Genomic DNA, 22,402 nt, shown 5'->3' on the forward strand with positions numbered 1-22,402 from the left:
CTCCAAGTAGTAGTTTTTTTCTTAATCATCCGTATTTTCACTCCGCAGGCATGGATAAGATCATCCGTGTTCCTTCATTCTCCTCACTTTCGACGCTTAACCCGTACTGTTCTCCGAACACCATTTGGATTCTCCGGTGTACGTTCATCAGCCCGATCCCACCTCGATGATAGAGAGAGTCGCCTTCCGTATCCGCCAGCTGGTTCAGGTTCAGCTTCTCGCGGAGTTTATCTAGCCGTTCCCGGGACATCCCTGCTCCGTTATCCTCTACGAGAACGAGAAACCGGCCCCCTTCTATCCTGGCGTCGATACGAATATAATGCCTGTTTTCAATCCCATCGGGAAACGCGTGCTGAAAAATATTTTCAATCAAGGGCTGAAGCGTCAGCCTGACCATCTTGGCCAGTAGCAGCGTCGGCGGAATCACAACATCAATTTCGAACTCCCTGCCGTTCCGGTGCTTGAGAATCGTCATGTAGCTCAGTACATGATTAAGCTCATTGGCAATCGTAATCTCCTCCAGATTGGTCTGGATGGAGTAACGAAGCATGAACGCCATGGCCTCCACTATTTCTGTTATTTCGTCCGAATCCTGAACAACGGCGTAACATTTAATAGTTTCTAACGTGTTATACAGATAGTGCGGGTTAATCTGCAGCTGAAGTGCCTGAAATTCAGCCTGATGACGCTCCAGGGCCTCCTTCTGGGTTGTAAGCTCCGCTTCATATACCCGCTCGATCATTTCGGACAGCCGGGACACCATAAGATTGTAGCTATGCATCAATCCCCCCAGCTCATCCTGACGGCCGTTCATCTCAAGCCTGCGCCAATTGCCTTTTTCCGTCTGCCTCATGCCTTCCTTGAGAATCAGGATCGGCTTCGTGATGGATCGTCCAAACCAGGTGGCAAGCAACAGTGTGCCGACAAGCGTGAGAACTCCCACAACCAGCGTGGTCGTACGAATGGTAGAGATGGGCTTGCGCAGCTCGCCAACCGGTATGGATACCACAAGCTGCCATTTGGAATAATCGGATTTTCTCGACACGAACAAATACTCTTTCCCGTCTACCTTCTCCACAACAGAGTCATTGGGGTGCTGAAATACATTTCGGATGTGACCGGCAGATAACCCTGGATGGTTCTCATTTCCTTCGGGCTGATATAGGAGTTTGCCGAATTCGTCCATGATAAAGAAGGACCCGCCTTGTCCCAGATCAAGAGGTTCCCATATACGGGCCAGGTCTTCTGCCTTGAATTCGATAGCCACTATGCCTTTGGGGTGATAGGACGAGACCCCTCTGATCCGGCGGACCATCGTTATAATGTTCTGATCCCCTTCATTCATCACATTCGTGTTGAGAATGGTGATGCGGCCGCTCTCCGGCGTGTGCTCGCTTAAGAACCGGTAGCGTTCCAGCGGATGGAACTTCAGGCTATACGCCTGATATGAGTTATCGTCGCTAATGGCCTTGCCGTGTTCACCAATAACGTACATCAGGTTAATTTGAGGATAAAGAATGAATAAAGAACGAAATAAATCCTTTTGTATGTCATTTGTATATTGATAGTAAGAGTAGCTGTCCTCCGGGTCCATATCCAGGAACTGTTTGACTTGATTGTAGGAGAGGATGGAATCGCTGGCCTTTTCATAATTTTGCAAATACAGGTCCGTTTGATAGGACGCGCTCCTGATCACTTGGGCAATGGACTTCTCCGAAGATTTATCAAGCTCAGCCGAAGCCTGAAAATAAGAGATAAACCCTACCATGGCCAAGGATAGAACAATGACGGTCAGAAACGAGGCAAACAGCTTGTTCGACAGGCTTTTTCTCATCAATCAATTCCCAGCCGGTTGCGGTACTCGGAGGGAGCCTGCCCCGTGAACTTCTTGAACGTCTTCGTAAAATGGGGGTGGTCCGCATACCCGACCTCATAGGAAATATCGGTTATCCGATAGCTTGCATCGGCAAGCAGCCTTTTGGCCTTCTCCATTCTGCGTTTAATGCGGTAGTGTACAAAGGTCTCTCCTGTCGAGTGCTTAAACAACTGGCTGAAGTAAGAGGCATTCAGACCAAGCACCTCCGCCACCTCCTCCAGCGATACTTCCTGGGCGAGATGTTTTTCTATGAAAGCTTTAGCTTCCTCTATCGGGTCCTTTGCCTTGCCCTTGCGCTTGATCCGAAGCTCTTCCAGTATAGCTGCCGACGCTTCTGCGAAGCAGTGGAATAACTGATCAGGTCCGGATGCTGCGGACAAGTCCAGCACGCTTTTACGGGGTGTGACCGAATTGATATGGAGCCTCTTCACGAGCAAAGTGTAGCCCTCTTCCAGAAGTTCTTTTTGCTGGTTTCGGCTCATCTTCCGCTGGAGGAAGTCCGTTTCCCATTCCTTTAATACAAGGTAAAGCTTCTCTTTATCCAAGGTCCAGATGGCATCATCCATACGCACGACCCATTCATCGAGCTTGGCGACAGAGACAAAGCTCTCCAGCTTCACTCTATTCGCCTCTAACTTGGCGATCACATTTTGAAGGCTCCCTTTGCTTACGGGCTTCAGGAGATATTCTTTCACTCCATAAGACACGCATTGGCGGGCGTATTCAAAATCTCCATAGCCCGAGATGACAACGGTCTGAATATCCGTCTCCATCTCCGACAATCGCCGGCACAGCTCCAGTCCGTCTACCTTAGGCATACGGATATCTGTAAACAGAAAATCCGGCTGTTCCTCCATAATGAGCTGAATTGCCTCTTCTCCATTCTGGGCCAGCTTGATGTTATACGGATGCCCGCCGCATTGAGAGATCATGATAGAAAGTCCCTTTCGAATCATGGGCTCGTCGTCTACGATCAATACACATCTCATCCATGGATACCACCTTCCGATTCGTCTCGCTACATGCGTTTCCTATTCTATCACATTATAATAGATCAGGATTTCACGGAGCCGACCATCATTCCTTTAACGAAATGGCGTTGAAGAAACGGATAAATCATGATAATCGGAATAGTTGCGACAATAATAACGGCCATTTTGATACCCTCAGGCGATGTGTGTGCCAGAGAGCTATAGACCGAGGAAGCCGGGTCAATGCTGATATCGTCCGTCTCGAAGAGCTTCTTCAGCATCACCTGCAGAGGCCATAAGGACGGCTTGTTGATGTAATATAACGCGCTCATGTAAGTGTTCCAATGTCCGACGGCGTAGAAAATCCCCAATGAGGCCATGACCGGTTTGGACAGCGGCAGTACCATACTGACGATGATCCGCAGCTCGCCGCACCCGTCGATCCGGGAGGAGTCAATCAGTTCCTGCGGCAGCTGCATGAAGAAGCTTCTCATCACGAAGAAGTTAAATGCGCTGATGGCGCCGGGAATCATGAGTGCCCATAGGGAGTTCATAAGCCCCAAATTCTTAATCAGAATAAAGTTCGGAATTAGGGGGGCGCTGAATACCATGGTGAACAATACCATCATGACGATGTATTTACGCCCTACGAATTCCGGACGCGACACCGGATAAGCGAGAGACGCTGTCGCAATCAGATTGATGGCGGTGCCCAGCACCGTAATATAGACGGAGACACCGAACGCCCGCCAAATGGAGTGATCGCTGAAAACGTACTGATAATTGATCGCCGTAAAATCTTTGGGCAGTAAGCCTACCCTGCCATTAATAATTGCTTCGGAGCTGCTGAAGGACTGGGCAATCACATTCAGAAACGGCAGAAACATAGCCAAAGCAAGGGCGGTCAGAAACAAAAGATTAAACACATTAAATAGATTCTGGCCGCGAGTGTAGCGTACTCTCATCATCCCTACCTCCATAAAGAGCGATTAATACAGCGATTCACCGGTTGTTTTCTTGCTCAAAATGTTGCCGATGAGCACCAGAATGAGTCCCACTACCGACTTGAATAGCCCCACTGCTGTTGTATAGCTGTATTGCTGAGACAGCAGCCCCGCCTTATAGATATAAGTGTCCAGAATCTCCCCGTTCCCGGTATTAAGCGCGTTCAGGAATACCCAGACCCGCTCGAAGCCAAGATCAAGAAATCTCCCGATATGGAGAAGGAACAAAATCATAATTGTCGGTATAAGAGACGGGAGCGTAATCGCCATGGTTTGTTTCCAGCGCCCGGCTCCGTCTACTTCTGCAGCCTCATACAGATCCGGGTTGATTCCTGCCAATGCGGCCAGGTAAATGATCGTACCGTACCCGGAATCCCGCCAAATGCCGGAACTGATCAGAATCGTGCGAATGTATGAATTTTCACCAAGAAAATAAATCGGTTCAAACCCGAAGGCCTGTAAAACCTGGTTCACAATCCCTGTTCCTGGGGAGAGAATGCCCAAGGCGATTCCGCTGACAATTACCCAGGACAGAAAATGGGGCATATAAACCACTGTTTGCAAAAAGCGTTTGTAAAACACAAGACGGATTTCATTCAGCAGGAGCGCAAGCAATATCGGAGCCGGAAAGGCGAATAGGAGATCATACAAGCCCAGCAGAATCGTATTGCTTAAGATCCGCCCGAAATCCTGGTATTGAAACATGGTTCTAAAGTGCTCAAGTCCCACCCACTCGCTGCCTGTGAAGCCTTTAAAAATGTTGTAGTTCTGAAACGCAATAACTGAACCGGCCAACGGCACGTACTTGAAAATGATAAAGTACAAGATCCCGGGAATCGCGATCACGTACAGCGCTCTGAATTTCCACATGTTTAAAAGCAGGGACTTTTTCGTATCGGCCTTGTAGTTAATAAGATCTACCGCAGTTAACTTAGCCTTCATGGCCGTTTCCTCCAGGTCCTGTTTTTAACAGGTTTGCCGGAGCATTCTCATCTAGGGGAATTTCCTCAAATTCGACGGTGATGAACCGTTCCTCCCGTTCAATAATCCGGGATAGCTCCCGCGTGAATACAGTGACTATCTCCTCCTTCTGCTCACGCGTTCGGCCTTCGTACATTCTGATCTCAATATGTGGCATCGTCTTTCCTCCATTTCCTCAAATAGTGATTGAATCTATCCTTATTCTACAGACAATAAAGCGCTTGCAATATGGGGTTTCTGTGAGTGTACTTGTGTTTTCTTTAGGGGATAGCTTCGTTGTTTGAAGGCCAGCCTTCTACCACCACATGTTCGCTTTTGAAATAATTGAGACTAACGCTGTCAACGAGATTCCCCTGAAGGGTGATCCCGGTTCCCGCAAGAAGCCGTATGCCATTCGTATTGCCGGTCAGCGAATTCCCAATCAACTGAACATTCTGCGGATCACCTTCTCCGATATTATTTGCTTTGCTGTCGCCGGGATCATGCTCAAGCGATACAGCCCAATAATTCGGCGCAGTATTATTGCGAATGACATTCTCCTTGATGATCGTGCCCGGACCGTTCAAAATCCGAATGCCCTTGGCATCCTCTATGCCGGTTGTGTTTTCAATCAGATTGCGCTCGATGACTGTATCCGGGGTACCCATAGTTACATTGATTCCTTCTCTTGTATTGCGAATCGTATTGTCATGGATATAGTTGCGTGGTCCTGTCTTACTGTGGTTGCTGGGTGCTGTTCCGCCGGTGTTTCCCAGTCCGATCGCAGCGCCGTAAGGAATATTGCTAATCACATTGCCGTATATCTCGTTCAAGTATTCGAGTTCCCCGTGCAGGTCGATGGCATCCAGCTTTGTATTCGTAAACTGATTGCCTCGCAGGACATTGTTATGTGCGACAAATTGGATCAGCGCGCCATGCCGCAAATAAGGCCCTTCGAAACAGGAATCCTCGACTACGTTCCAAAGCGTGTCGTTATCGTATCCGTTACGATCCTGTTTGGCCATGCCCTGAATCGACACGCCGTAGCCGGCACCGCCCGGACCTACATCCGTCGCATTGCGGAACGTACTGCGGCGTACGACAATATTGCGGCTGTTGTTGATACGCACGCCCATACGTGAATACTTCTCAACAGTAACCCCATCAACCGTGATGTTGTATGACGGAAGCTCGCCAAAATTCGCGATGGTGATCATACTGTCGGGACCGCCGGCGTCCGGATTGTTCACTTTATGATCTGTCAGGTAGGAACCCTTCCAAGTGGAAGTTAGGGTGAGATTGGATATGGACAGATCATGCTGACCGGATACTTTCATAAGCGAACTGTTTTTCACCTTGTTGAGTGACGTTTTGAGAATGGTTGCGGATTGATTTTCGCCGCGAAGATTCACACCAGACTTGAGCTTCAAATTGACAAGGGTATCTAGTGTCGAGTTCAAATTATAAACCCCGGACGGCAAATAGACTTCGTCACCGGGCTGGGCACTGTTTATGGCAGCTTGAATGGCAAGGCCGTCGTCTGCATCGTTATCAGCGGGATCGGCATGATAGTTCAGCACATTCAGGACACGGCCGGTTGTCGCATGCGGGGAATGAACCGGATGCACTGTTCCGTCAGCTTCGGTTAATCCCGGAGCTGTGAACGGGACCGGTTCCCGGGGCGAACCCGGCGTAAAGTTCGGAATATTGGCTACAGGCGTATCGCCATTCGCAAACGGCGCATAGACATCTACTTCCGATAAACTTGTAAACGCACTGCCATCGGAATTCCCAAGGCCTACAATGCGTACATATCTCGCTGCTGTGTCCGGGAGATCGAATGCCTGCATCTCTGTAGTCATGAACCGGCTGGCGCCAGACCATGCCGGAGTCCACACCGCACCGTCATTTGAAGTTTCGATACTCAATTGACTCGTGCGTGTATCTCCTTTATAAACGGCAATACCTAAATAGCCGATCGGCTTACATTCGCCTAAATCGTATTCGATCCAAGGACCGTTACCGGCGGCGGACCAACGGGTAAACAAGTTATTATCGATGGTATTCGTTGCGATATTGCCATCGCTGTCACTGGCTGTCACGTTTACCGTCGCGTAAGGAATGATGGGTTCTGCCAGCGTTGACCGGATGAAAGAAAGCGGTGCAGATGCATTGCCTGAGTGATCCACCGCTTCAACTTTAAAGGTGTATGCCGTGCCCGGGTGCAGCCCGGCAACCGTATACGTTGCACCGGTAACATTGGATAGCAAGGTGTTATCCCGGTACACGCGATAGGAGCCGATCCCTTGGTTATCACTAGCGGCCGGCCACGAAAGTTGAATGAAGTCCGTGCCTATATTCACGGTTTTCAGTGAACCTCCATCCGGCCAGGAAGGAGCCTCATGATCGCCTGAAGGTTCAACCGCCTCTTGAACAACCAGCTGTGGACGGGGGTTGCTGCTTCCCGTCGCGCTGTTGAAGTTTAAGGCGGGTTTACTGCTGTCGATGACCGCGTCGTCGCTCGGCGTCAGACTAGTCAGGTCCCGGTAGACAACCTCATCCGGAGGTGTTGTTGTGATACGGTTCTTCACATATTGATCCAAAAAGGCCCACGCCTCGGCGCTTGCCTGCTCAGCCGCCTCGCCGGTGAAGCCGTGTCCTTGTTTTGGCACGATTTTGACATCGACCACTTTCACGCCTGCATCCTTCAATTGATTGGAGAACGTAACGCTATCCGTGTATGGGATCGTCGCATCGGCATCACCATGGCGGATGAAAAAAGGCGGATCGTCCGGTGAGGCATAAGTGCCAGGCATGGCCAGCCTAGCTTGGTCCGGCACAGAGAAGGCGTTATTTCCGCCTAAAAGTGCTTTCACGGATTTGTAGCTATTGGCGAAGTTTGTGGTGAAATCCGCTGGTCCGTACATATCGACAACGGCTTGGACTTGATCGGAATATTGGTGCCAACCGCCATTCCCGCCCAAATCCGGAACGTTTACGACATGTCCTGTATCCAGTGTGATCGTATCACCTGAAGTGATCTGCCCTGTCGTACCGAGCAGCGAGGCCAGATGACCGCCTGAGGACGTACCCCATACACCGATTCGACTAGGGTCCAGATGATATTCTGCTGCATGTGCGCGCAAATAACGAATTGCCAGCTTCACGTCCTGAATTTGCGCCGGAAACGGCGCTTCCGGGGTTAACCGGTAATCCAGTGAAACTCCGATGTATCCCCGCTTGGTCACATAGCTGCAGATGCTGGCAAGGGCTTGCTTCCGGTCTCCGTGGTTCCAGCCTCCCCCATGGATGTATACCATCACCGGCATCGGTGCATTAGGCGTGGTTTTCGGTACGGCTATCGAAGTATAAATCGGACGCGTTCCAGCATTTCCAATCAGCACATCTTCATACAGCTCAACGCCCTCCGGAACCGGAAACGGCTGAGGTTCAGCCGGTTGAGGGATTGGCACCGGTGTTTCTGCATGCACCTGAGTAAGCGCTTGCAATTCAAGGGGCGGACATAACAAAGTCAAGGCCAACAGTACTCTTGTTCCGAATCGAAAAGCTTTCCTGCGCAGTCCGTTTCTCAAATAAATTCCTCCCTGACAAGGTATAGGTATTATCAATGCTTATTGTTGCCGGGACAAAATGACACCGTCGTTGTTGTTAAACCGTTCTGTTGCTTCCTTGACGACATCACTACCCCCTTTCTGCAGCCATTCCTCCACCACCTTCGGATAATCGGATATTGGCTCCTTGCCGTATACCATATTGATCACATGCGTCAATATGACGGGCGGCAGTTTATCTCCCCCTGGAGTAATATCCGGGTTTTTCTGGTAGCCTTGCACCTGGGGTTCGAATTGAATCCCGTCACGGCCCTCACTCGCAAGTACCGTATCGTAGAGCTTCATCAAGTCATTTCCTTCAGGGGTGAGGCTGAGCGCGCCTTTATTGTAGGTTGTATCTTGTACGAACCACAGCAGGATTTGTCGAAACGTTTCCTCGTCGACCTCATCGGCGGTTTTCGGTCTATTGTAGTTAATATTGCCGTTCTCTACCGTATAATTTTCCCCTTCAATCCCGAAGGTAAAGAACTTCTCCGCTTCGTCACTGACCATCCAGTTGAAAAACTTGACGATTCCGGCAGGGTCCTTCGCATTCTTGTTGATTAAATAGGCTCTCGGCACCGTACCGACAAGGCGAAGTCCACCCTTCCCATCCGGCCCTGTCGGCGAGGCGATCAGTTTCATTTTCGCGGCAGGTACCTGTTCCTTTAGCTGCTGGTCCCATTGCATCAAAAGGTTGGCATTCATGTTCCAGATGCCCGCTTTGCCTGAGAGAATATCGTTCTTGAATTTCGTGGGATTAATCGTGACGAATTCCTTGTTGATCAGTCCTTCGTCGAACATTGTCTTATACGTTTGGATCGTCTTTTGCATATTCTCGATATTCATAAATTTCGGTACGATTTGATCCCCTTGTTTCATAAAGAAATTGCCAAAGGTATCGTAAGACCCGAAGAACATATCCGAATATACAAAGTCCTCCCGGCCCATATAAGGATTCTCCACACCCATCTTCTTAAAGGCACGCATGACGTTCAGGAAGTCGTCCACTGTTTTCGGTTCTGGCAGGCCCGTTTTTTCCAGTAGATCCGCACGAATCCAAGTCGCCCGGCGTGACGGATTGGACAGCCATTCGGGAATCGCGTAGATGTTGCCTTTCGCATCGGTCTCCTTTTCCCAAGCCTCCTTCGGAACTTTCTTGAGCAGGTCTTGCCCATACTTCTCAAGCAATTCATTAAGGGGCATGAATACTCCGGCCTCCACGGAACCGGCCAACTGGGGATTCGTCAGCCCGGAGCTTGCTTGAACGACATCCGGAATGTCGTTGATCGCGAACATTTGGATCATTTGCGAGTCAAAATTTTTCTGCTGCATCAAACGGATGTTAAGATCTGTATGGGTAAGTTCCTCCAGCTTTTTAACCCATTTGTCATCATTGATATTCGGATGATTGTCTGCATACGAAATGTTTCCGCTCCGGAACGATATGGAAAAAGCAGTGTTCTTGCCCTGACTCTCCCCTGCTTGTTCCTCTTCTCCCTTATTTGAAGTGGAACATCCGTTCATAGAGGCGGCTAATAATGAAACTCCCACCATGGTAAGCATCCAACGCTTCATGTCCATCAACTCCCTGTTACAAAATTTTGGTCAGCGGCACTAGAATGACTAGAAGTTCGGAGCGGCTCGATCACCGGCTGCAGCAGCTTTGCTAATTGCTCACTCATCAGCGTGTGTCCGTAATCCGAAGGATGAATCAGATCGGACGTGAGCGATGTAAGATCGCGCATAATCGCTGCGCCATCCAGCAGATGCAGCTGCGGATGTTTACTGCTTTCAAAGTAATGAAGCAGCGCTTCGTTAAAAATCCCCTCTTGGACATGAAGAAGATGACTTGTATCAAGAAAATAAGTTGCTCGATTCGGGTAAATCGTAGTGACAAAAACAGGTTTGCCGGGATGGCGTTCGATAACCCGGCCCAGCATGTAAGACACCCTGCGCTTAAATTCCTCGGGAGACACCACAGCGCGCATATTGACACCAAGCTCCAGAAACAGGAAATCCCAATCCTCGCGTTCCGCCAGATGATCGGCAACAACGTTCTCGCAGTAGCAGGATCCGCTGAGTGCAAGGTTAAGCACATCCACGCCGAGTCTGCGCGCCGTCTGCTGCAAGTATCCGTTGAAATGATGCGTGGATCCCGCGCTCTGACTGATGGAAGACCCGTATGCCAGCATCGTCAGCTTCGGAACCTCATCTGAATTTGGCACGCGCACTTCGCAGCCAAATGCATCCACATCGTAGAAGACAGCCCCGAAGCGGTCAAAATGCAAACGCCACACATTAGAGGAAAATCCAGACTGATTCAGCCGCTCGCTCGGCACCTCCGCGAAACGTTCCGGCTGCTCCAAATGCAGGGTGGTTACCGTACCGGCTTGCAGTAAATGCTGGGAATGAAAAAAATCCCCTCTGCATACCACGACGCGGCCATTGCTATCATTCGAGCCGACGGTCACTCTGACATGTTTGGATTCGGTGACAAACCGCAATTCACAGCCGTTCGATTGTATGGCCTTGGTCCTTCCTTTCTCTGACAAACCGGTACGCACTTGCTGCGGAAAACGCTGCAGGTGCAATCCGGATTGATAGGGTTTATGTACCAGCTCCGAAACATTGTGAAAATAAACGCCGTCCTTCTCCATCGTTACAGCTACACCACCTTAATAATCATGAGTCAGCATTAACTCATATCTGACTTCTAAAAAATCATATAATAACAATGTAAGCGTAGTCAATATGTATTTATGTTTAATATGAGTCTTTTATGAGTTAGCGGTTGTTGATGAACCAATAATTCAACAAAGCAAAAAGCACAGGTTCAGAACTGAACCTGTGCCGGAATTTTCAAATCACAATGCACTACTCAAGAGAGCGGAGCTCCTGATCCGTCGTGTTCAATGTTTCCTCTAACCTGCCGCATAACTCATCGTTATTCAGCAAGCCAGAAACAAACATCATGATATCGCGCTGAATGTCTTTTAACTGGCGGTTGCTTAAGCCCAGCTCCGTGACCAGACGATAGGTGGGAAAGATCTCGCGGTATAACTGAAAGCGGGCCGGACGATAACCGGCTTCCTCGCCTTCCCATTCCATCGCCAAACGGTTGGCTGCAATATTCAGCGTCTTGCGCCGAAGGAGTAGTTGCGCCTCATGCGAGGTGAGAAAATCGACGAGAAGCATGGCAGCATCCTTATTCTGCGATTTGCTGTTAACCGCCAGCCCGTTTATGATCAGCAGCGTATTGGCATTTTGTAGCCTGGGCAGCGGGGCAATATCGAATGCCAGATCGGAATGACGCAATTGATTCAAGAAGTAATAAGTCGTCATAATCATGGATACTTTGCCTTGCAAGAATAACGCTTCTGCATCGGCGTCGCTCTCGGACAGTACGGCTGGAAATACATCTTTCATGCCGATCAGCTTTCGAATGGTACCTAAACTGTCGATTAGCTTTGAGCCACTGAGCCGGAATTTGCCTTCGCCGTCCTGTTCTGCCTCAAACGTCGTGCCGCTCTGAAGCAGGAACAACGGCCACCGGTTGCGGGAAGGCAAATAAAAATAAAATCCGTACCAATCCTGACCCTCAGCTACCTTCCGACCGTAAGCGAACAAATCATCCCAGGTCCAGCTGCTGTCAGGTGGTGATACGCCGGCTTCCTTAAAATGGTGTTTATTATAACAAAGCACGACTGGAGAATAAATAAAGGGCCGAACGCGATTACGGTCACCATACCGGAACGGATCGGAAAGAAAACGGTAGGTGTCCGGCTGCTCCTCCAGCGGCTCCAGCAGCTCCGTACAGCCTTGCTCCACAAAATCCTGATAATTATTATTGTTCATCAGTACGACATCTATGATTTCCGATTGCAAATGTTCCTTTAGCGATGATGAGTAGTTTCCTGAAGACAACTCGAGTGGCTGAACTTCGATATGCGGATACCGCTTGCCGAACTCATTCAGAAGCTCTTGCATCTCTACAAGCTTTGGGATCGTGTTCACATATCCGAACTTGATCGTCGTTCTGCCCTCCGGCACCGGAGAGAGTACCCGATTGCCAACACGAGGGATTTTCTCAATTAAGCCTTCGTCCACCAGCACCTTGAGCCCGTTGCGCACGGAAGCGTTGCTAAGTCCGAAGCGAACCTCCAGGTCGCTCTCCGAAGGGAGATAACTGCCGATCGCAATACTCCCGGAACGAATTTCATGCCGCAAGGTTTGAATCATTTCCTCTAACCGAATACGGAAAAATTTTCTGCTATTCCTTTTCTGCATTGGGGTTCCTCGCCATCTTCCGATTAATCGAGCCCATAGGGACAAGTTATACAGTATTCATCATACTGAAATCCTCTGAGAACGACAAGTATGGGAGTTTGCTCTATATCTTAATACCCCATATAACTCTCCAAACCGGCCGGATCTGTAATAACCATCTGCTTGTTTCCAATCAGCTCAATAAGACCCGAATCTTCGAACCTTGAGAATTTTCTGCTAATAGTTTCGCGGGTGACCCCGACATAACTGGCCAGTTCTTCACGAGACAGCGGAAGGTCAATATGAATATGATCGCCACGTTGTTTGCCATATTTGTCGCTGAGTTCCATGATCATGTAAGCAATCCGTATTTCCGGATCTTTGGTTGCCAGGCTTTGCGCCAGATTTTCTGTATGGGCTAGTCTTTTGGTAACACTCTTCAACAGCCTAAGCGAAATATCCGGATTATCAGTCATTAGCTGCTCCATATCGGTTCGGGTCAGCATACAAATATTGGTCTCTTTCAGCGCATAAGCACTGAAGTTGCTCAGTTCATCGCTGTTAAATATGCTCAGTTCCCCGAAAAAATCCCCGTTCGTCAGGATGTGCAGAATTTGTTCCTTGCCTTCAGGAGTTGTTTTGGATAATTTCACATGCCCCCGCTGAATGATGTACAGCGTATCCGACGGCGCCCCTTCCAGAATTAACGGTTGACCTTTAGTGAACTTACGGTGCTTGATCATGGCGCTGATCCGGGAGAGATCGTCATCGCTCAACGCAGCAAAAATCGGCACCTTGCGGGTACAAGGTTCTGCTGCGTGTTGGCAAGAATGCTCATTCATAACTGTCCCCCCTTTTGTTCGTTTTTTTTGTACAACTCCTGCTTCTCTTTAGGAAGCAGAAGACTTTTTGTCCTCAACCGGCGCAAAGTGACTTGTATCCTCACCACATACCGGACAAACCCAATCCTCAGGCAAGTCTTCAAATGCTGTGCCTGCAGCTACATCCTCATCGGGATCGCCTATTGCCGGATCATAGATATAGCCGCAGGGTTGGCAGATGTATTTTTTCATCATTATCATCTCCTAAAAAGTTTGTAGTTTAGTTCAATCTGGTTTGTACTTCAGCCATAATTTCCACGATATTGCTCCCGTTGAGATCAATCCCCGTAAGCGTGATGCCTTGCTCAACAGCGGCTTTATACACCAGGGAAGCAGCTGCGCCTTGCCAGGATATCGCCCCGGTAATTGTGTTATCTTTCACATAAATGAGCGTATACGCTCCATTTTCTTCTCCGCACACCGCCATGTCGCATTGCCGTTCATCAACGTTGCCTATTGAAAATAGAGAGAGGCCAAAAGCGTTAAACAAGGTCACTGGAACAACTCTACGATAAACAGTGAGATTGGCGGCCATATTATTCCCGGCAATCCGGCCCTGCTCGATCGCTCCGCCCCACAATCCTTCCACATACCCGTTAATTTCAGCAACATCTCCGGCTGCGTACACATGCGGATCGCTTGTTTGCATTTGTTCATTTACGAGAATGCCCTGCCGGACTAGAATATTCGAGCCATTTACCAGCGCCGTATTCGGTACGATACCAATAGAGTAAACTACATGGTCACAGGAGAAGTGAGACTGATCGTCCAGCGTAATTCCGGTAACAAACTCTGTCCCTGTAATTGACGCCACCCCTGATTGCAGAATAACCTTCACACCTGATCGTTCGAGGGTGTCCTTAAGCAGCTGTGAGGATTTCTCATCAAGCTGTCTGCCCATCAGACGGTGAAATGCTTCGATCACCGTTACCTGATATCCTGCTTCATGCAGCGCCCAAGCGGTTTCGATTCCCTGTACTCCCCCGCCGATTACGGCTACACGGCTGCCATTCTGCAGGCTGTCTTTCAGCCGGTCCGCGTCATTCATGTCCCGGAGGGTATGAACATTGTTCAGGCATGCCCCCTCAATCGGTAGCGCGCGGTTCCTTGCTCCCATACACAACAGGAGCTTATGATACGATACACTTTGCCCGTCTTCTGTCTCCACCAGCTGCTGGTCCGGGTGGACAGAACTGATTCGGGTAGAGGTCTTTACGGATATCCGGTTATCGCGGTACCATTTTTCCTTCTTGATCAGCACCTTCTCACTGTGCAGGTCGGTAAACAGGCCTTTAGTCAGTTTAATCCGGTTGTAGGGCAGTTGGTCTTCCTCCCCGAGGATCGAGATTTCCGATTCTGCGTCTTGATCACGGATCGCTTTGGCGGCATGGACGGCGGCTACTCCGCCGCCGACAATAACGTAATGTTTTGTCATCCTATAATCCTCCTCCCTAAAATGAACTCAGCAGCAAATCCGATACAAATTCAGCCGCATTTTTAATTTTTTGTACTTTCTCAGGCTCTTTAGGGGAAAATCTGATTCTTAAAGGGAACTCCACATGTGTCATCCCTGTGGATTTAATAACATCTGAAGTACTTTGCACCGTCATGTTGGTTCCGTTCAGATAATCCTGAATGACTTCAATGGCTTCACCGCTCCAGCCGTATGAGCCAAAGGCTGCAGCAAGCTTGCCTTCCAGATTCATGTTTTGCATTTCTTTCAGAATGTTCTCCAGGTTCCCGATCATGTCCGCGTATTTAGTGGAGCTGCCGATAAAGACCGCGTCGGCTGACGCAATGCTGTTCAGAATATCGGCGGCGCTGCTTTTGTCCGCATCCCAGACCTCTGTCGCAATATTATTTTCCTGCAAGCAGTCTTGTATAATTTTGGTCATCTTCTTGGTACTGTTTTTGATGGTGGTATATACAATGGCTGCTTTTTTTCCTTGAGTGGTTTCGCGGCTCAACGTGGCGTACATTTCGATATATTTGCGGATGTCCTCCCGGATCACAAATCCGTGGGAAGGAGCGATCATCCGGATCTCAAGATCGTTGACAGCCTCCAGCAGTGTTCTTACATATCTTCTATGGGGATGAATAATGGCAGCGTAATAACCCTGGAAATCTTCCGTGATATCAAACCCGGCTTCGTCGCTGAACAGATTCTCCACCGCAACATGCGTGCTGAAGATATCGCAAGGAAATAAGATTTGATCTTCGATACAATAGGTTATCATCGTCTCAGCAGTATGAAGGTACGGTGTTTCTTTAAACAGAAGTGTTTTTCCTCCGATATCCAGCTTATCTCCGTCTTTAACCACCAGGAAGTTCCGGCTATGAAGCTTGTACATTTCCTGCAATTCTGGTACGGCAATCTCTGTGCATACGATTGTGGCATTTGCAGCCTTGCCAGCAAGAGCTGCCAGTCCACCGGAGTGATCAGGTTCTGTATGGTTAATCACGATGTAATGAATATCCAGAAGATCAATCATTTCACCCAGACACTCGGCATATTCACGTCCGAATTCCATATCTACGGTATCAATGACGGTCGGCTTTCCTGTTTTTAACAGGTATGAGTTATAGGTCGTTCCTTTTGACAGAACCAGGCGGTGAAAGGGAACCTGACGGTTATCGATTTTGCCTATCCAGAAAGTATCCTCGGCGATTTTTTTGAACTGCGTACTCATTTCGTTAACCTCCAATGTTTAGTTGATAATGTTTATCAATAACCATATTCTATTATGGCCGCCAAACAAAAAAGAGGATTTGAATCAAATTATGAAAGTTTGAGAAAAAATTCGTATACCTTAAATTTAGACGATTTAACTGAAGTGATTATGCGTAGGGTCACATTTTATATAAAAAAGTATAAAAAAGAAAAAACAAAGCCTCTTTCCGAACTTTCGATGTCCGGTAAACAGCCCTTGTTCTGATGTGAATTTAATAACCCATATCCCCCTTCCGCCATATCCTAATCAAAACAATAAAAAGGTGGATAACGATGACGGAAATACAAATAAATGCTGTAGGAGACCTTATGGTCAAACGTCATATTATTTCAGATGCTAAACAAGCTGACGGTACCTATTCGTTCGGCCCCCTGTTCGCAAAAGTAGCTCCTTATCTGAAACAGGCTGATTTGACGATTGGCAATCTCGAAACCACCTTTGCCGGAAACGGGCGGGATAGCCGGAAAAGTCTGCGTTCAAGCGGTCCGATATTCAAGTGCCCAGACGAATTGGCCCCGGCACTTAAGGAAGCCGGATTCGATGTATTAGTAACTGCGAACAATCACTGCATGGATTATGGTACCCAGGGTCTGATTCGCACGTTAAAAGTTCTGGACCATACTGGAATCGACCATACCGGAACCTCTAAGTCATTAGAAGAATCCAAGAAAACTCTTATCAAAAACGTAAAAGGGATAACGATCGGAATTCTCTCTTACACGGCAGGAACCAACAGGATTCCTGTACCTGCGAGTCAGCCATGGCTGGTCAATCGGATAGAAACCGATAAAATCATTCGAGAAATTCGAAATTTAAAAAAGAAAGTCGATCTGGTCCTGCTTTATCTTCATTTCGGAAACGAATATAAGTACACTCCAAACAAGAGGCAAAAGCAGCTGGTCAACCTCTTCTTTAAAAATGGCGCGGACATCATCCTGGGGTCTCACCCGCATGTTCTTCAACCGTTAGCGGTTCGGGGAAAGAAACAATTCGTTATCTATTCGCTGGGTAATTTTGTTTCGACTAAGCTCATGAATATTCCTTATACCCAAAGCAGTATCATTCTTACTCTTAAAATCAAAAAGGATCAAAAAGGAAACACAAGTATCACTAACGTCGATTACATCCCGACCTGCGTAGTTCGAAGAGTGAAAAGCGGCAGAAAAATGACTGAGGTCATCCCCATCCGCGATGCGTTAAAGCGGAATGCCTCTGATTTAAACACGGGGAAGCGAAATGCCTTAAATGGTATGTTGAAGCATACAGAGGCTATCTTAAAGAGGGTATAGAGCCGTTTTCATAATGAACAGTTTCGTCTGTAACATTCCGGATATGCTGATTACCATCGTTATCATCTAAAAACAGCGGTAGTCCAGGACTGTCTCTCTCTCCATGGCTTCCGCTGTTTCAATTGGTCATTTGTATATAAAAAGCTTTCACCCTCCAGTGTTAATAATTCCATAATGAATAAGGTCTATGTATTTATTTTCTTTATAGACATGCTGCAATAAAACACCTTCCTTCACCATGCCCGATTTCTGCATAACCCGTCCAGAGCCTGGATTTGAAGCAAAGTATCTCGCGTATACTTTATGGTAATACTTTTCTGTGAAGGCAAACTCAAGGATAGCTTTTGTTGCTTCTGTCGCATATCCTTTACCCCAGTATTCCTCACCTATCCAATACCCAAGTTCGCCATTTTTGTGTGTTTGGTTATTGGACAGTCCGATAGCTCCATAGAGCTCATATGTATTTTTATCAGTAATGGCGAACTCATAGGATTTATTATTGTTAAAATTAACCTCTTGTGTTTGAATCCATGATAATGCACAATCAATGGAGTATGGATAAGGTAGAGTTAATGTACTTTTATAGATGTTGTAATTATTGCAGAGCTCACTGACCCGTTGTGCATCAGATTCTATAAAGGGTCTTAAAATCAATCGTCCGGTAGTAAGCGTTCTTTTGGCTTGATTGTACATTGTTCTAATCATCTCCTAGCTTGAAATTATATTACTGGTATTTTCAATTTTCTTCCTGTTTCAATAAAAAATCAATCGGGTAATTCAATTTTGGAGTTATATTCATTTCATTAGATTCAGGCCTTCCATATAGGAGGTCTATTTTTGACGCACACATTACCTAACCCTATGGAGGCTGCCATGCATCGCGTAAACCTGAACCAGGAACGATACAACCAACAGGTCATTGATCACGCTTCCTTTGGGATCGCCCTTGTTGGGCCAGAAGGTGTGATTTTAACCGTTAACCCCGCCTTTGAACAAATATTTGGCTATTCCAAAGCAGAATTGGACGGCATGAGGCTGGAAGACCTTTCCCATCCCGATGATGATTTTAGAACTATACACAAACTAAAGGCGCTCATGGGTGACCAAACCAAAGTACAACTCGAAAAGCGGTTTGTTTCAAAAAATGGAGACGACTTGTGGGGGTTGCTTTCTCTTAAGCTTTTCAGCGATGAGGCGGACCAGGCATTGTATTACATTTGCCAAATCATTGACATCACCAAGCAAAAAGAATCCGAGCAGCGCCTTCAGGAATCAGTTGAGCGGTATACGTCACTCAAAAAATACAACCATGACACCGTGATTTCCTTTGGCCTAGACGGCCGAATTATTAACGCCAACAGTATGGCGGAAAAGATCACAGGCTACTCCATAGGGTCCGATCTGATCGGAATGGAGCTTTCGGGTTTAATTGGCAAAGAGAATGTCCAGAAGATTCTGAAAAGGGCGCTGTACGATAATTCGGTTGAACAGCACATTAATGCGCTTATGACCAAAAGTGGCCAGATTGTTGAAGTGCTTACCAGTATTGCACCGATTTATGTAAATAATCAAAATATCGGATTCTACCTCATCTGTAAGGACATCTCTGAACAGCGGCAGTTGTTGCTTGCAAAGGAGGCTGCCGAGTCTACGAACAGAGCGAAAAGTGAGTTTCTTGCGATGATGAGCCACGAAATCCGCACCCCTATGAACGGAGTAGTCGGCATGACGGATATTCTGCTTGAGACTACTAACCTTGATGAAGAGCAACGGGGCTATGTAGAGATCATCCGCAAAAGCGGGGAAACGCTGCTCAATATCATCAATGATATTCTTGATCTTTCAAAAATCGAGGCAGGCCGGACAGAACTGCAAGAGGATTCATTCGATCTTCGCAAATGCATCAAGGACAGCTTCGCCGTCATTTCCATGAAGGCCGATCAAAAGCAAATTGAGCTCTCCAGTACTATAAATCATGATGTTCCGGACTATATCTACGGAGATCGCGACCGTTTGAAACAGGTCCTCCTGAACCTGCTCGGCAATGCCGTGAAGTTCACCTCCAAGGGCAGCATATCGGTAAAAGTGAAACTGCTAAAGGAAGATCCGACAAAGTTAGCCTTTACGGTAACCGATACGGGCATTGGGATTGATCCTATGCGGCTGAATGACATTTTTGAACCGTTTGCGCAGATTGACAGCTTTATGACGCGCAATCACGAAGGCACTGGTTTGGGCCTTGCTATCAGCCGCAGAATCATCGATATGATGGGCGGCGAGATATACGCGGAGAGTGACGGCAAGAGTGGCTCGTCTTTCTCCTTCACCATCAAGCCCAAGAAAACAGCGGCAGTACCCGCTCAAGAGTCTTCCTTGTACAAGCACCCTAATACACGGAAAATTAACATTTTGCTTGCTGAAGACAATTACATCAACCAACTGGTGTTAACCAAAACACTTGAAAAAATAGGTCATAGAATCACACCTGTCACAAACGGAATAGATGCAGTTGAAGCAGCACGCAAAGAAAAGTTTGATCTTATTTTAATGGATCTGCACATGCCGATTATGAACGGCTTCGATGCGGTGAAGTTGATAAGAGAAGAACACAAGGAGAACTGTCCCCCTATTATCGCAGTCACAGCCAATGCTTTGAAAGGTGATCGGGAAAAATGTCTTGCTGCCGGGATGGACGAGTATGTCAGCAAGCCTATTAAGCGGGAAGTCATCCTGAAGCTAATTAACGAGCTTGTGAACAGATAATGATAAGCATTATTTCTGAGTGATATTATCCCCTTTAGGTAGACAGTAAAAAGCATCACATTACTGTTATACTTGGAGGGATTTTTCAGTTCATCCCTCCATCCAAACATTTTTTTAACATTTGACTCTTATACTAATTTTAGTTTCCTTAGAAAGGATGTTTTTCACATGGTCAATATCCTTGTTGTGGAGGATGATATAAAGCTCAATCAAATTATTTGCACCTATCTGTGTGATAACGGATACGATGCTAAAGGGTGTTTAAACCCACGCGAGGCATATGATTTGATGTATAACAGTCTGTACGACCTTATCATCTCAGACGTTATGATGCCGGAGATTGATGGCTTTGAATTTGTGGAAACGGTCAGAGCTATTAACAAGACTATCCCTATTCTTTTTGTTACCGCCCGTGACGATATTTCCTCGAAACAAAAAGGGTTTCGTGCAGGGATTGACGATTACATGGTCAAACCGGTCAATATGGACGAACTGGTAATGCGTGTGGGTGCTCTGCTTCGACGGGCGAATATTGCTCATGAAAAGAAACTGGCGGTAGGAAGTCTTATGATGGACGCAGATGAGATGACCGCAACGGTAAACGGTGAAGAAATTTCGGTGACGGTACGGGAATTCAACATACTCTACAAGATGCTTTCCTATCCCAAACACACCTTTTCCCGTGCCCAGCTTATGGACGAATTTTGGGGCATTGGCAGCGAAACAAGCCTGCGTGCCGTGGATGTATATATTGTTAAACTTCGGGACAAGTTCTCCTGCTGTGAGGATTTCAAGATCATGACAGTTCATGGACTTGGTTACAAGGCAGTGCTGCAATGAGGAAGAACAAGAAGCAGAAGGTCCGGCTCAAATCGCAGCATTTTTCATGGAAAGAGTTTTTCTGGACCTTTATTGTGCTGTCCACGCTGACCGCAGGGCAAGCGCTGATTTACGATGCCTATCTTTCCGTAGAAAACGTTCCACCGCAATACATCTTCGGCATCACGGGATATTGGATCATCGTTGCCTTCATCTTCTGCCTTTTCACCGCAAGGCAGAAGTACAAAACCTTTGATAAGCCCATGAGAAAACTCAGCGAGGCGGCAAAACAGGTAGCGGAAGGAGATTTTTCCGTCTATCTGGAACCACTCCATAGAGCGGACAAGAAGGATTATGTGGACGTAATGTTCGGGGATTTTAACAAGATGGTTGAAGAACTCGGCAGCATCGAAACGCTCAAAAACGATTTCATATCCAATGTGTCCCATGAAATCAAAACCCCCCTATCCGTCATTCATAGTTACGCTATGGCGCTGCAAAAGGTTGAGCTGTCGCCGAAACTTCGTACAGAATATACTGATACAATCATTTCGGCCTCCCAAAAATTAACGACACTGGTGATCAATATCCTGAAGCTAAACAAATTGGATAATCAGGAGATTAATCACGTTGCCGATCCCTATGATCTGTGCAGACAGCTATGCGATTGCGCCCTTACTTTTGAAAATTCCTGGGAAGAGAAGAATATCGAATTTGTGGCGGACATAGAGGACCGTACCATCATTCGTGCAGATGAAAGTATGCTTGAGATTGTATGGCTTAATCTTCTCTCCAATGCGCTGAAATTTACAGCCCCCGGCGGAACGATCACCTTATCGCAGACTTCAGATAAAGATACGATTACGGTCACGGTAGCAGACACTGGCTGCGGGATGGACGAAGAAACGATGAAGCGTATTTTCGATAAATTCTATCAGGGAGATACTTCCCACTCCGGGGAGGGAAACGGCCTTGGACTTGCTCTTTCGCTGCGGGTCATTGAACTGGTGGGCGGTGCCATAACGGTTAGGAGTGAGCCCGACCAGGGTACAACATTCACAGTCAAATTGAAAGTGGAGAAGTAAGCTATTCCCCATGCGATTGAATGGATAAGATCGAATAAAGCAGCCTGAATTCGGAACACGAATTCAGGCTGCTTTTTATATTAGACAGCGTATCTTCCAATTCCGGTTCATAACGATTGTTCAATTAATATTTTATAAACAT

The 22,402-nt window shown here is 47.3% G+C and carries 18 protein-coding genes; 4 read left to right on the forward strand and 14 right to left on the reverse strand.

Annotation, left to right across the window (positions count from 1 at the left end):
- Positions 1 to 37: 37 nt before the first annotated feature.
- From ACQ76X_RS06940 to ACQ76X_RS07000, 13 genes are all read right to left on the reverse strand, one after another.
- Positions 38 to 1,834 (reverse strand): cache domain-containing sensor histidine kinase, encoded by a 1,797-nt coding sequence (locus ACQ76X_RS06940; RefSeq protein WP_438492522.1) that lies wholly within the window; start codon positions 1,832 to 1,834, stop codon positions 38 to 40.
- Entirely contained in the window at positions 1,834 to 2,865 is a 1,032-nt protein-coding gene (locus tag ACQ76X_RS06945; protein WP_438492524.1) for a response regulator transcription factor, read from the reverse strand. The genes ACQ76X_RS06940 and ACQ76X_RS06945 overlap by 1 nt, the downstream gene beginning before the upstream one ends.
- A gap of 65 nt (positions 2,866 to 2,930) precedes the next feature.
- Positions 2,931 to 3,815 carry a carbohydrate ABC transporter permease gene (locus tag ACQ76X_RS06950; RefSeq protein ID WP_341093201.1) on the reverse strand — a complete coding sequence of 295 codons (885 nt, stop codon included), beginning with the start codon at positions 3,813 to 3,815 and terminating at the stop codon, positions 2,931 to 2,933.
- A gap of 21 nt (positions 3,816 to 3,836) precedes the next feature.
- Positions 3,837 to 4,793 carry an ABC transporter permease gene (locus ACQ76X_RS06955; RefSeq protein WP_379139563.1) on the reverse strand — a complete coding sequence of 319 codons (957 nt, stop codon included), beginning with the start codon at positions 4,791 to 4,793 and terminating at the stop codon, positions 3,837 to 3,839.
- Entirely contained in the window at positions 4,783 to 4,989 is a 207-nt protein-coding gene (locus ACQ76X_RS06960; protein ID WP_341093199.1) for a tautomerase family protein, read from the reverse strand. The genes ACQ76X_RS06955 and ACQ76X_RS06960 overlap by 11 nt, the downstream gene beginning before the upstream one ends.
- A 103-nt stretch (positions 4,990 to 5,092) precedes the next feature.
- Positions 5,093 to 8,404 carry an alpha/beta hydrolase fold domain-containing protein gene (locus ACQ76X_RS06965; protein WP_438492527.1) on the reverse strand — a complete coding sequence of 1,104 codons (3,312 nt, stop codon included), beginning with the start codon at positions 8,402 to 8,404 and terminating at the stop codon, positions 5,093 to 5,095.
- Positions 8,405 to 8,443: 39 nt separating this feature from the next.
- A complete protein-coding gene (locus tag ACQ76X_RS06970) occupies positions 8,444 to 10,000 on the reverse strand; it encodes an extracellular solute-binding protein (protein ID WP_438492529.1) in 1,557 nt (518 codons plus the stop codon).
- Positions 10,001 to 10,005: 5 nt separating this feature from the next.
- Positions 10,006 to 11,082, reverse strand: a complete 1,077-nt coding sequence (locus ACQ76X_RS06975; RefSeq protein ID WP_438492531.1) for an SGNH/GDSL hydrolase family protein — start codon at positions 11,080 to 11,082, stop codon at positions 10,006 to 10,008.
- Between the two features lie 217 nt (positions 11,083 to 11,299).
- On the reverse strand, positions 11,300 to 12,664 hold the full coding sequence (locus ACQ76X_RS06980) for an extracellular solute-binding protein (RefSeq protein ID WP_438492532.1): 1,365 nt from the start codon (positions 12,662 to 12,664) through the stop codon (positions 11,300 to 11,302).
- 158 nt (positions 12,665 to 12,822) lie between these two features.
- Positions 12,823 to 13,533 carry a Crp/Fnr family transcriptional regulator gene (locus tag ACQ76X_RS06985; protein ID WP_052092084.1) on the reverse strand — a complete coding sequence of 237 codons (711 nt, stop codon included), beginning with the start codon at positions 13,531 to 13,533 and terminating at the stop codon, positions 12,823 to 12,825.
- A 48-nt stretch (positions 13,534 to 13,581) separates the two neighbouring features.
- Entirely contained in the window at positions 13,582 to 13,764 is a 183-nt protein-coding gene (gene rd / locus ACQ76X_RS06990) for a rubredoxin (protein WP_038591984.1), read from the reverse strand.
- Positions 13,765 to 13,792: 28 nt separating this feature from the next.
- On the reverse strand, positions 13,793 to 15,007 hold the full coding sequence (locus tag ACQ76X_RS06995) for an NAD(P)/FAD-dependent oxidoreductase (protein WP_438492533.1): 1,215 nt from the start codon (positions 15,005 to 15,007) through the stop codon (positions 13,793 to 13,795).
- Positions 15,008 to 15,023: 16 nt separating this feature from the next.
- On the reverse strand, positions 15,024 to 16,262 hold the full coding sequence (locus tag ACQ76X_RS07000) for an FprA family A-type flavoprotein (protein ID WP_438492535.1): 1,239 nt from the start codon (positions 16,260 to 16,262) through the stop codon (positions 15,024 to 15,026).
- A gap of 314 nt (positions 16,263 to 16,576) precedes the next feature.
- Between ACQ76X_RS07000 and ACQ76X_RS07005 the strand changes: the two genes are divergently transcribed.
- Positions 16,577 to 17,593 carry a CapA family protein gene (locus ACQ76X_RS07005; protein ID WP_438492537.1) on the forward strand — a complete coding sequence of 339 codons (1,017 nt, stop codon included), beginning with the start codon at positions 16,577 to 16,579 and terminating at the stop codon, positions 17,591 to 17,593.
- Between the two features lie 147 nt (positions 17,594 to 17,740).
- On the opposite strand, the gene ACQ76X_RS07010 is transcribed toward ACQ76X_RS07005, so the two are convergent.
- On the reverse strand, positions 17,741 to 18,286 hold the full coding sequence (locus tag ACQ76X_RS07010; RefSeq protein ID WP_438492539.1) for a GNAT family N-acetyltransferase: 546 nt from the start codon (positions 18,284 to 18,286) through the stop codon (positions 17,741 to 17,743).
- 144 nt (positions 18,287 to 18,430) lie between these two features.
- Here ACQ76X_RS07010 and ACQ76X_RS07015 point away from each other — a divergent pair, with 144 nt between their 5' ends.
- The 3 genes from ACQ76X_RS07015 to ACQ76X_RS07025 all read left to right on the forward strand — a co-directional run bounded on the left by ACQ76X_RS07015 (position 18,431) and on the right by ACQ76X_RS07025 (position 22,260).
- Positions 18,431 to 20,356, forward strand: coding sequence for a PAS domain S-box protein (locus ACQ76X_RS07015; RefSeq protein WP_438492540.1), 1,926 nt, complete (start codon positions 18,431 to 18,433; stop codon positions 20,354 to 20,356).
- 168 nt (positions 20,357 to 20,524) lie between these two features.
- Positions 20,525 to 21,196 (forward strand): response regulator transcription factor, encoded by a 672-nt coding sequence (locus ACQ76X_RS07020; protein WP_076112916.1) that lies wholly within the window; start codon positions 20,525 to 20,527, stop codon positions 21,194 to 21,196.
- Entirely contained in the window at positions 21,193 to 22,260 is a 1,068-nt protein-coding gene (locus ACQ76X_RS07025) for an ATP-binding protein (RefSeq protein ID WP_438492541.1), read from the forward strand. The genes ACQ76X_RS07020 and ACQ76X_RS07025 overlap by 4 nt, the downstream gene beginning before the upstream one ends.
- Positions 22,261 to 22,402: the final 142 nt, after the last annotated feature.

Origin of the sequence: Paenibacillus sp. IHBB 3054 (assembly GCF_051594305.1) — a bacterium.
Taxonomy (GTDB): domain Bacteria; phylum Bacillota; class Bacilli; order Paenibacillales; family Paenibacillaceae; genus Paenibacillus_AQ.

What these genes read in the sequence shown, in the direction of transcription:
- ACQ76X_RS06995 (WP_438492533.1), bottom strand. Translation starts at nt 15,007, where the DNA reads ATGACAAAACATTACGTTATTGTCGGCGGCGGAGTAGCCGCCGTCCAT.
- ACQ76X_RS06955 (WP_379139563.1), bottom strand. Translation starts at nt 4,793, where the DNA reads ATGAAGGCTAAGTTAACTGCGGTAGATCTTATTAACTACAAGGCCGAT.
- ACQ76X_RS07005 (WP_438492537.1), top strand. Translation starts at nt 16,577, where the DNA reads ATGACGGAAATACAAATAAATGCTGTAGGAGACCTTATGGTCAAACGT.
- ACQ76X_RS07000 (WP_438492535.1), bottom strand. Translation starts at nt 16,262, where the DNA reads ATGAGTACGCAGTTCAAAAAAATCGCCGAGGATACTTTCTGGATAGGC.
- ACQ76X_RS06940 (WP_438492522.1), bottom strand. Translation starts at nt 1,834, where the DNA reads ATGAGAAAAAGCCTGTCGAACAAGCTGTTTGCCTCGTTTCTGACCGTC.
- ACQ76X_RS06950 (WP_341093201.1), bottom strand. Translation starts at nt 3,815, where the DNA reads ATGATGAGAGTACGCTACACTCGCGGCCAGAATCTATTTAATGTGTTT.
- ACQ76X_RS06975 (WP_438492531.1), bottom strand. Translation starts at nt 11,082, where the DNA reads ATGGAGAAGGACGGCGTTTATTTTCACAATGTTTCGGAGCTGGTACAT.
- ACQ76X_RS07010 (WP_438492539.1), bottom strand. Translation starts at nt 18,286, where the DNA reads ATGTACAATCAAGCCAAAAGAACGCTTACTACCGGACGATTGATTTTA.
- ACQ76X_RS07020 (WP_076112916.1), top strand. Translation starts at nt 20,525, where the DNA reads ATGGTCAATATCCTTGTTGTGGAGGATGATATAAAGCTCAATCAAATT.
- ACQ76X_RS06970 (WP_438492529.1), bottom strand. Translation starts at nt 10,000, where the DNA reads ATGAAGCGTTGGATGCTTACCATGGTGGGAGTTTCATTATTAGCCGCC.
- ACQ76X_RS06980 (WP_438492532.1), bottom strand. Translation starts at nt 12,664, where the DNA reads ATGATTCAAACCTTGCGGCATGAAATTCGTTCCGGGAGTATTGCGATC.
- ACQ76X_RS06945 (WP_438492524.1), bottom strand. Translation starts at nt 2,865, where the DNA reads ATGAGATGTGTATTGATCGTAGACGACGAGCCCATGATTCGAAAGGGA.
- ACQ76X_RS06960 (WP_341093199.1), bottom strand. Translation starts at nt 4,989, where the DNA reads ATGCCACATATTGAGATCAGAATGTACGAAGGCCGAACGCGTGAGCAG.
- ACQ76X_RS06985 (WP_052092084.1), bottom strand. Translation starts at nt 13,533, where the DNA reads ATGAATGAGCATTCTTGCCAACACGCAGCAGAACCTTGTACCCGCAAG.
- rd (WP_038591984.1), bottom strand. Translation starts at nt 13,764, where the DNA reads ATGAAAAAATACATCTGCCAACCCTGCGGCTATATCTATGATCCGGCA.
- ACQ76X_RS07025 (WP_438492541.1), top strand. Translation starts at nt 21,193, where the DNA reads ATGAGGAAGAACAAGAAGCAGAAGGTCCGGCTCAAATCGCAGCATTTT.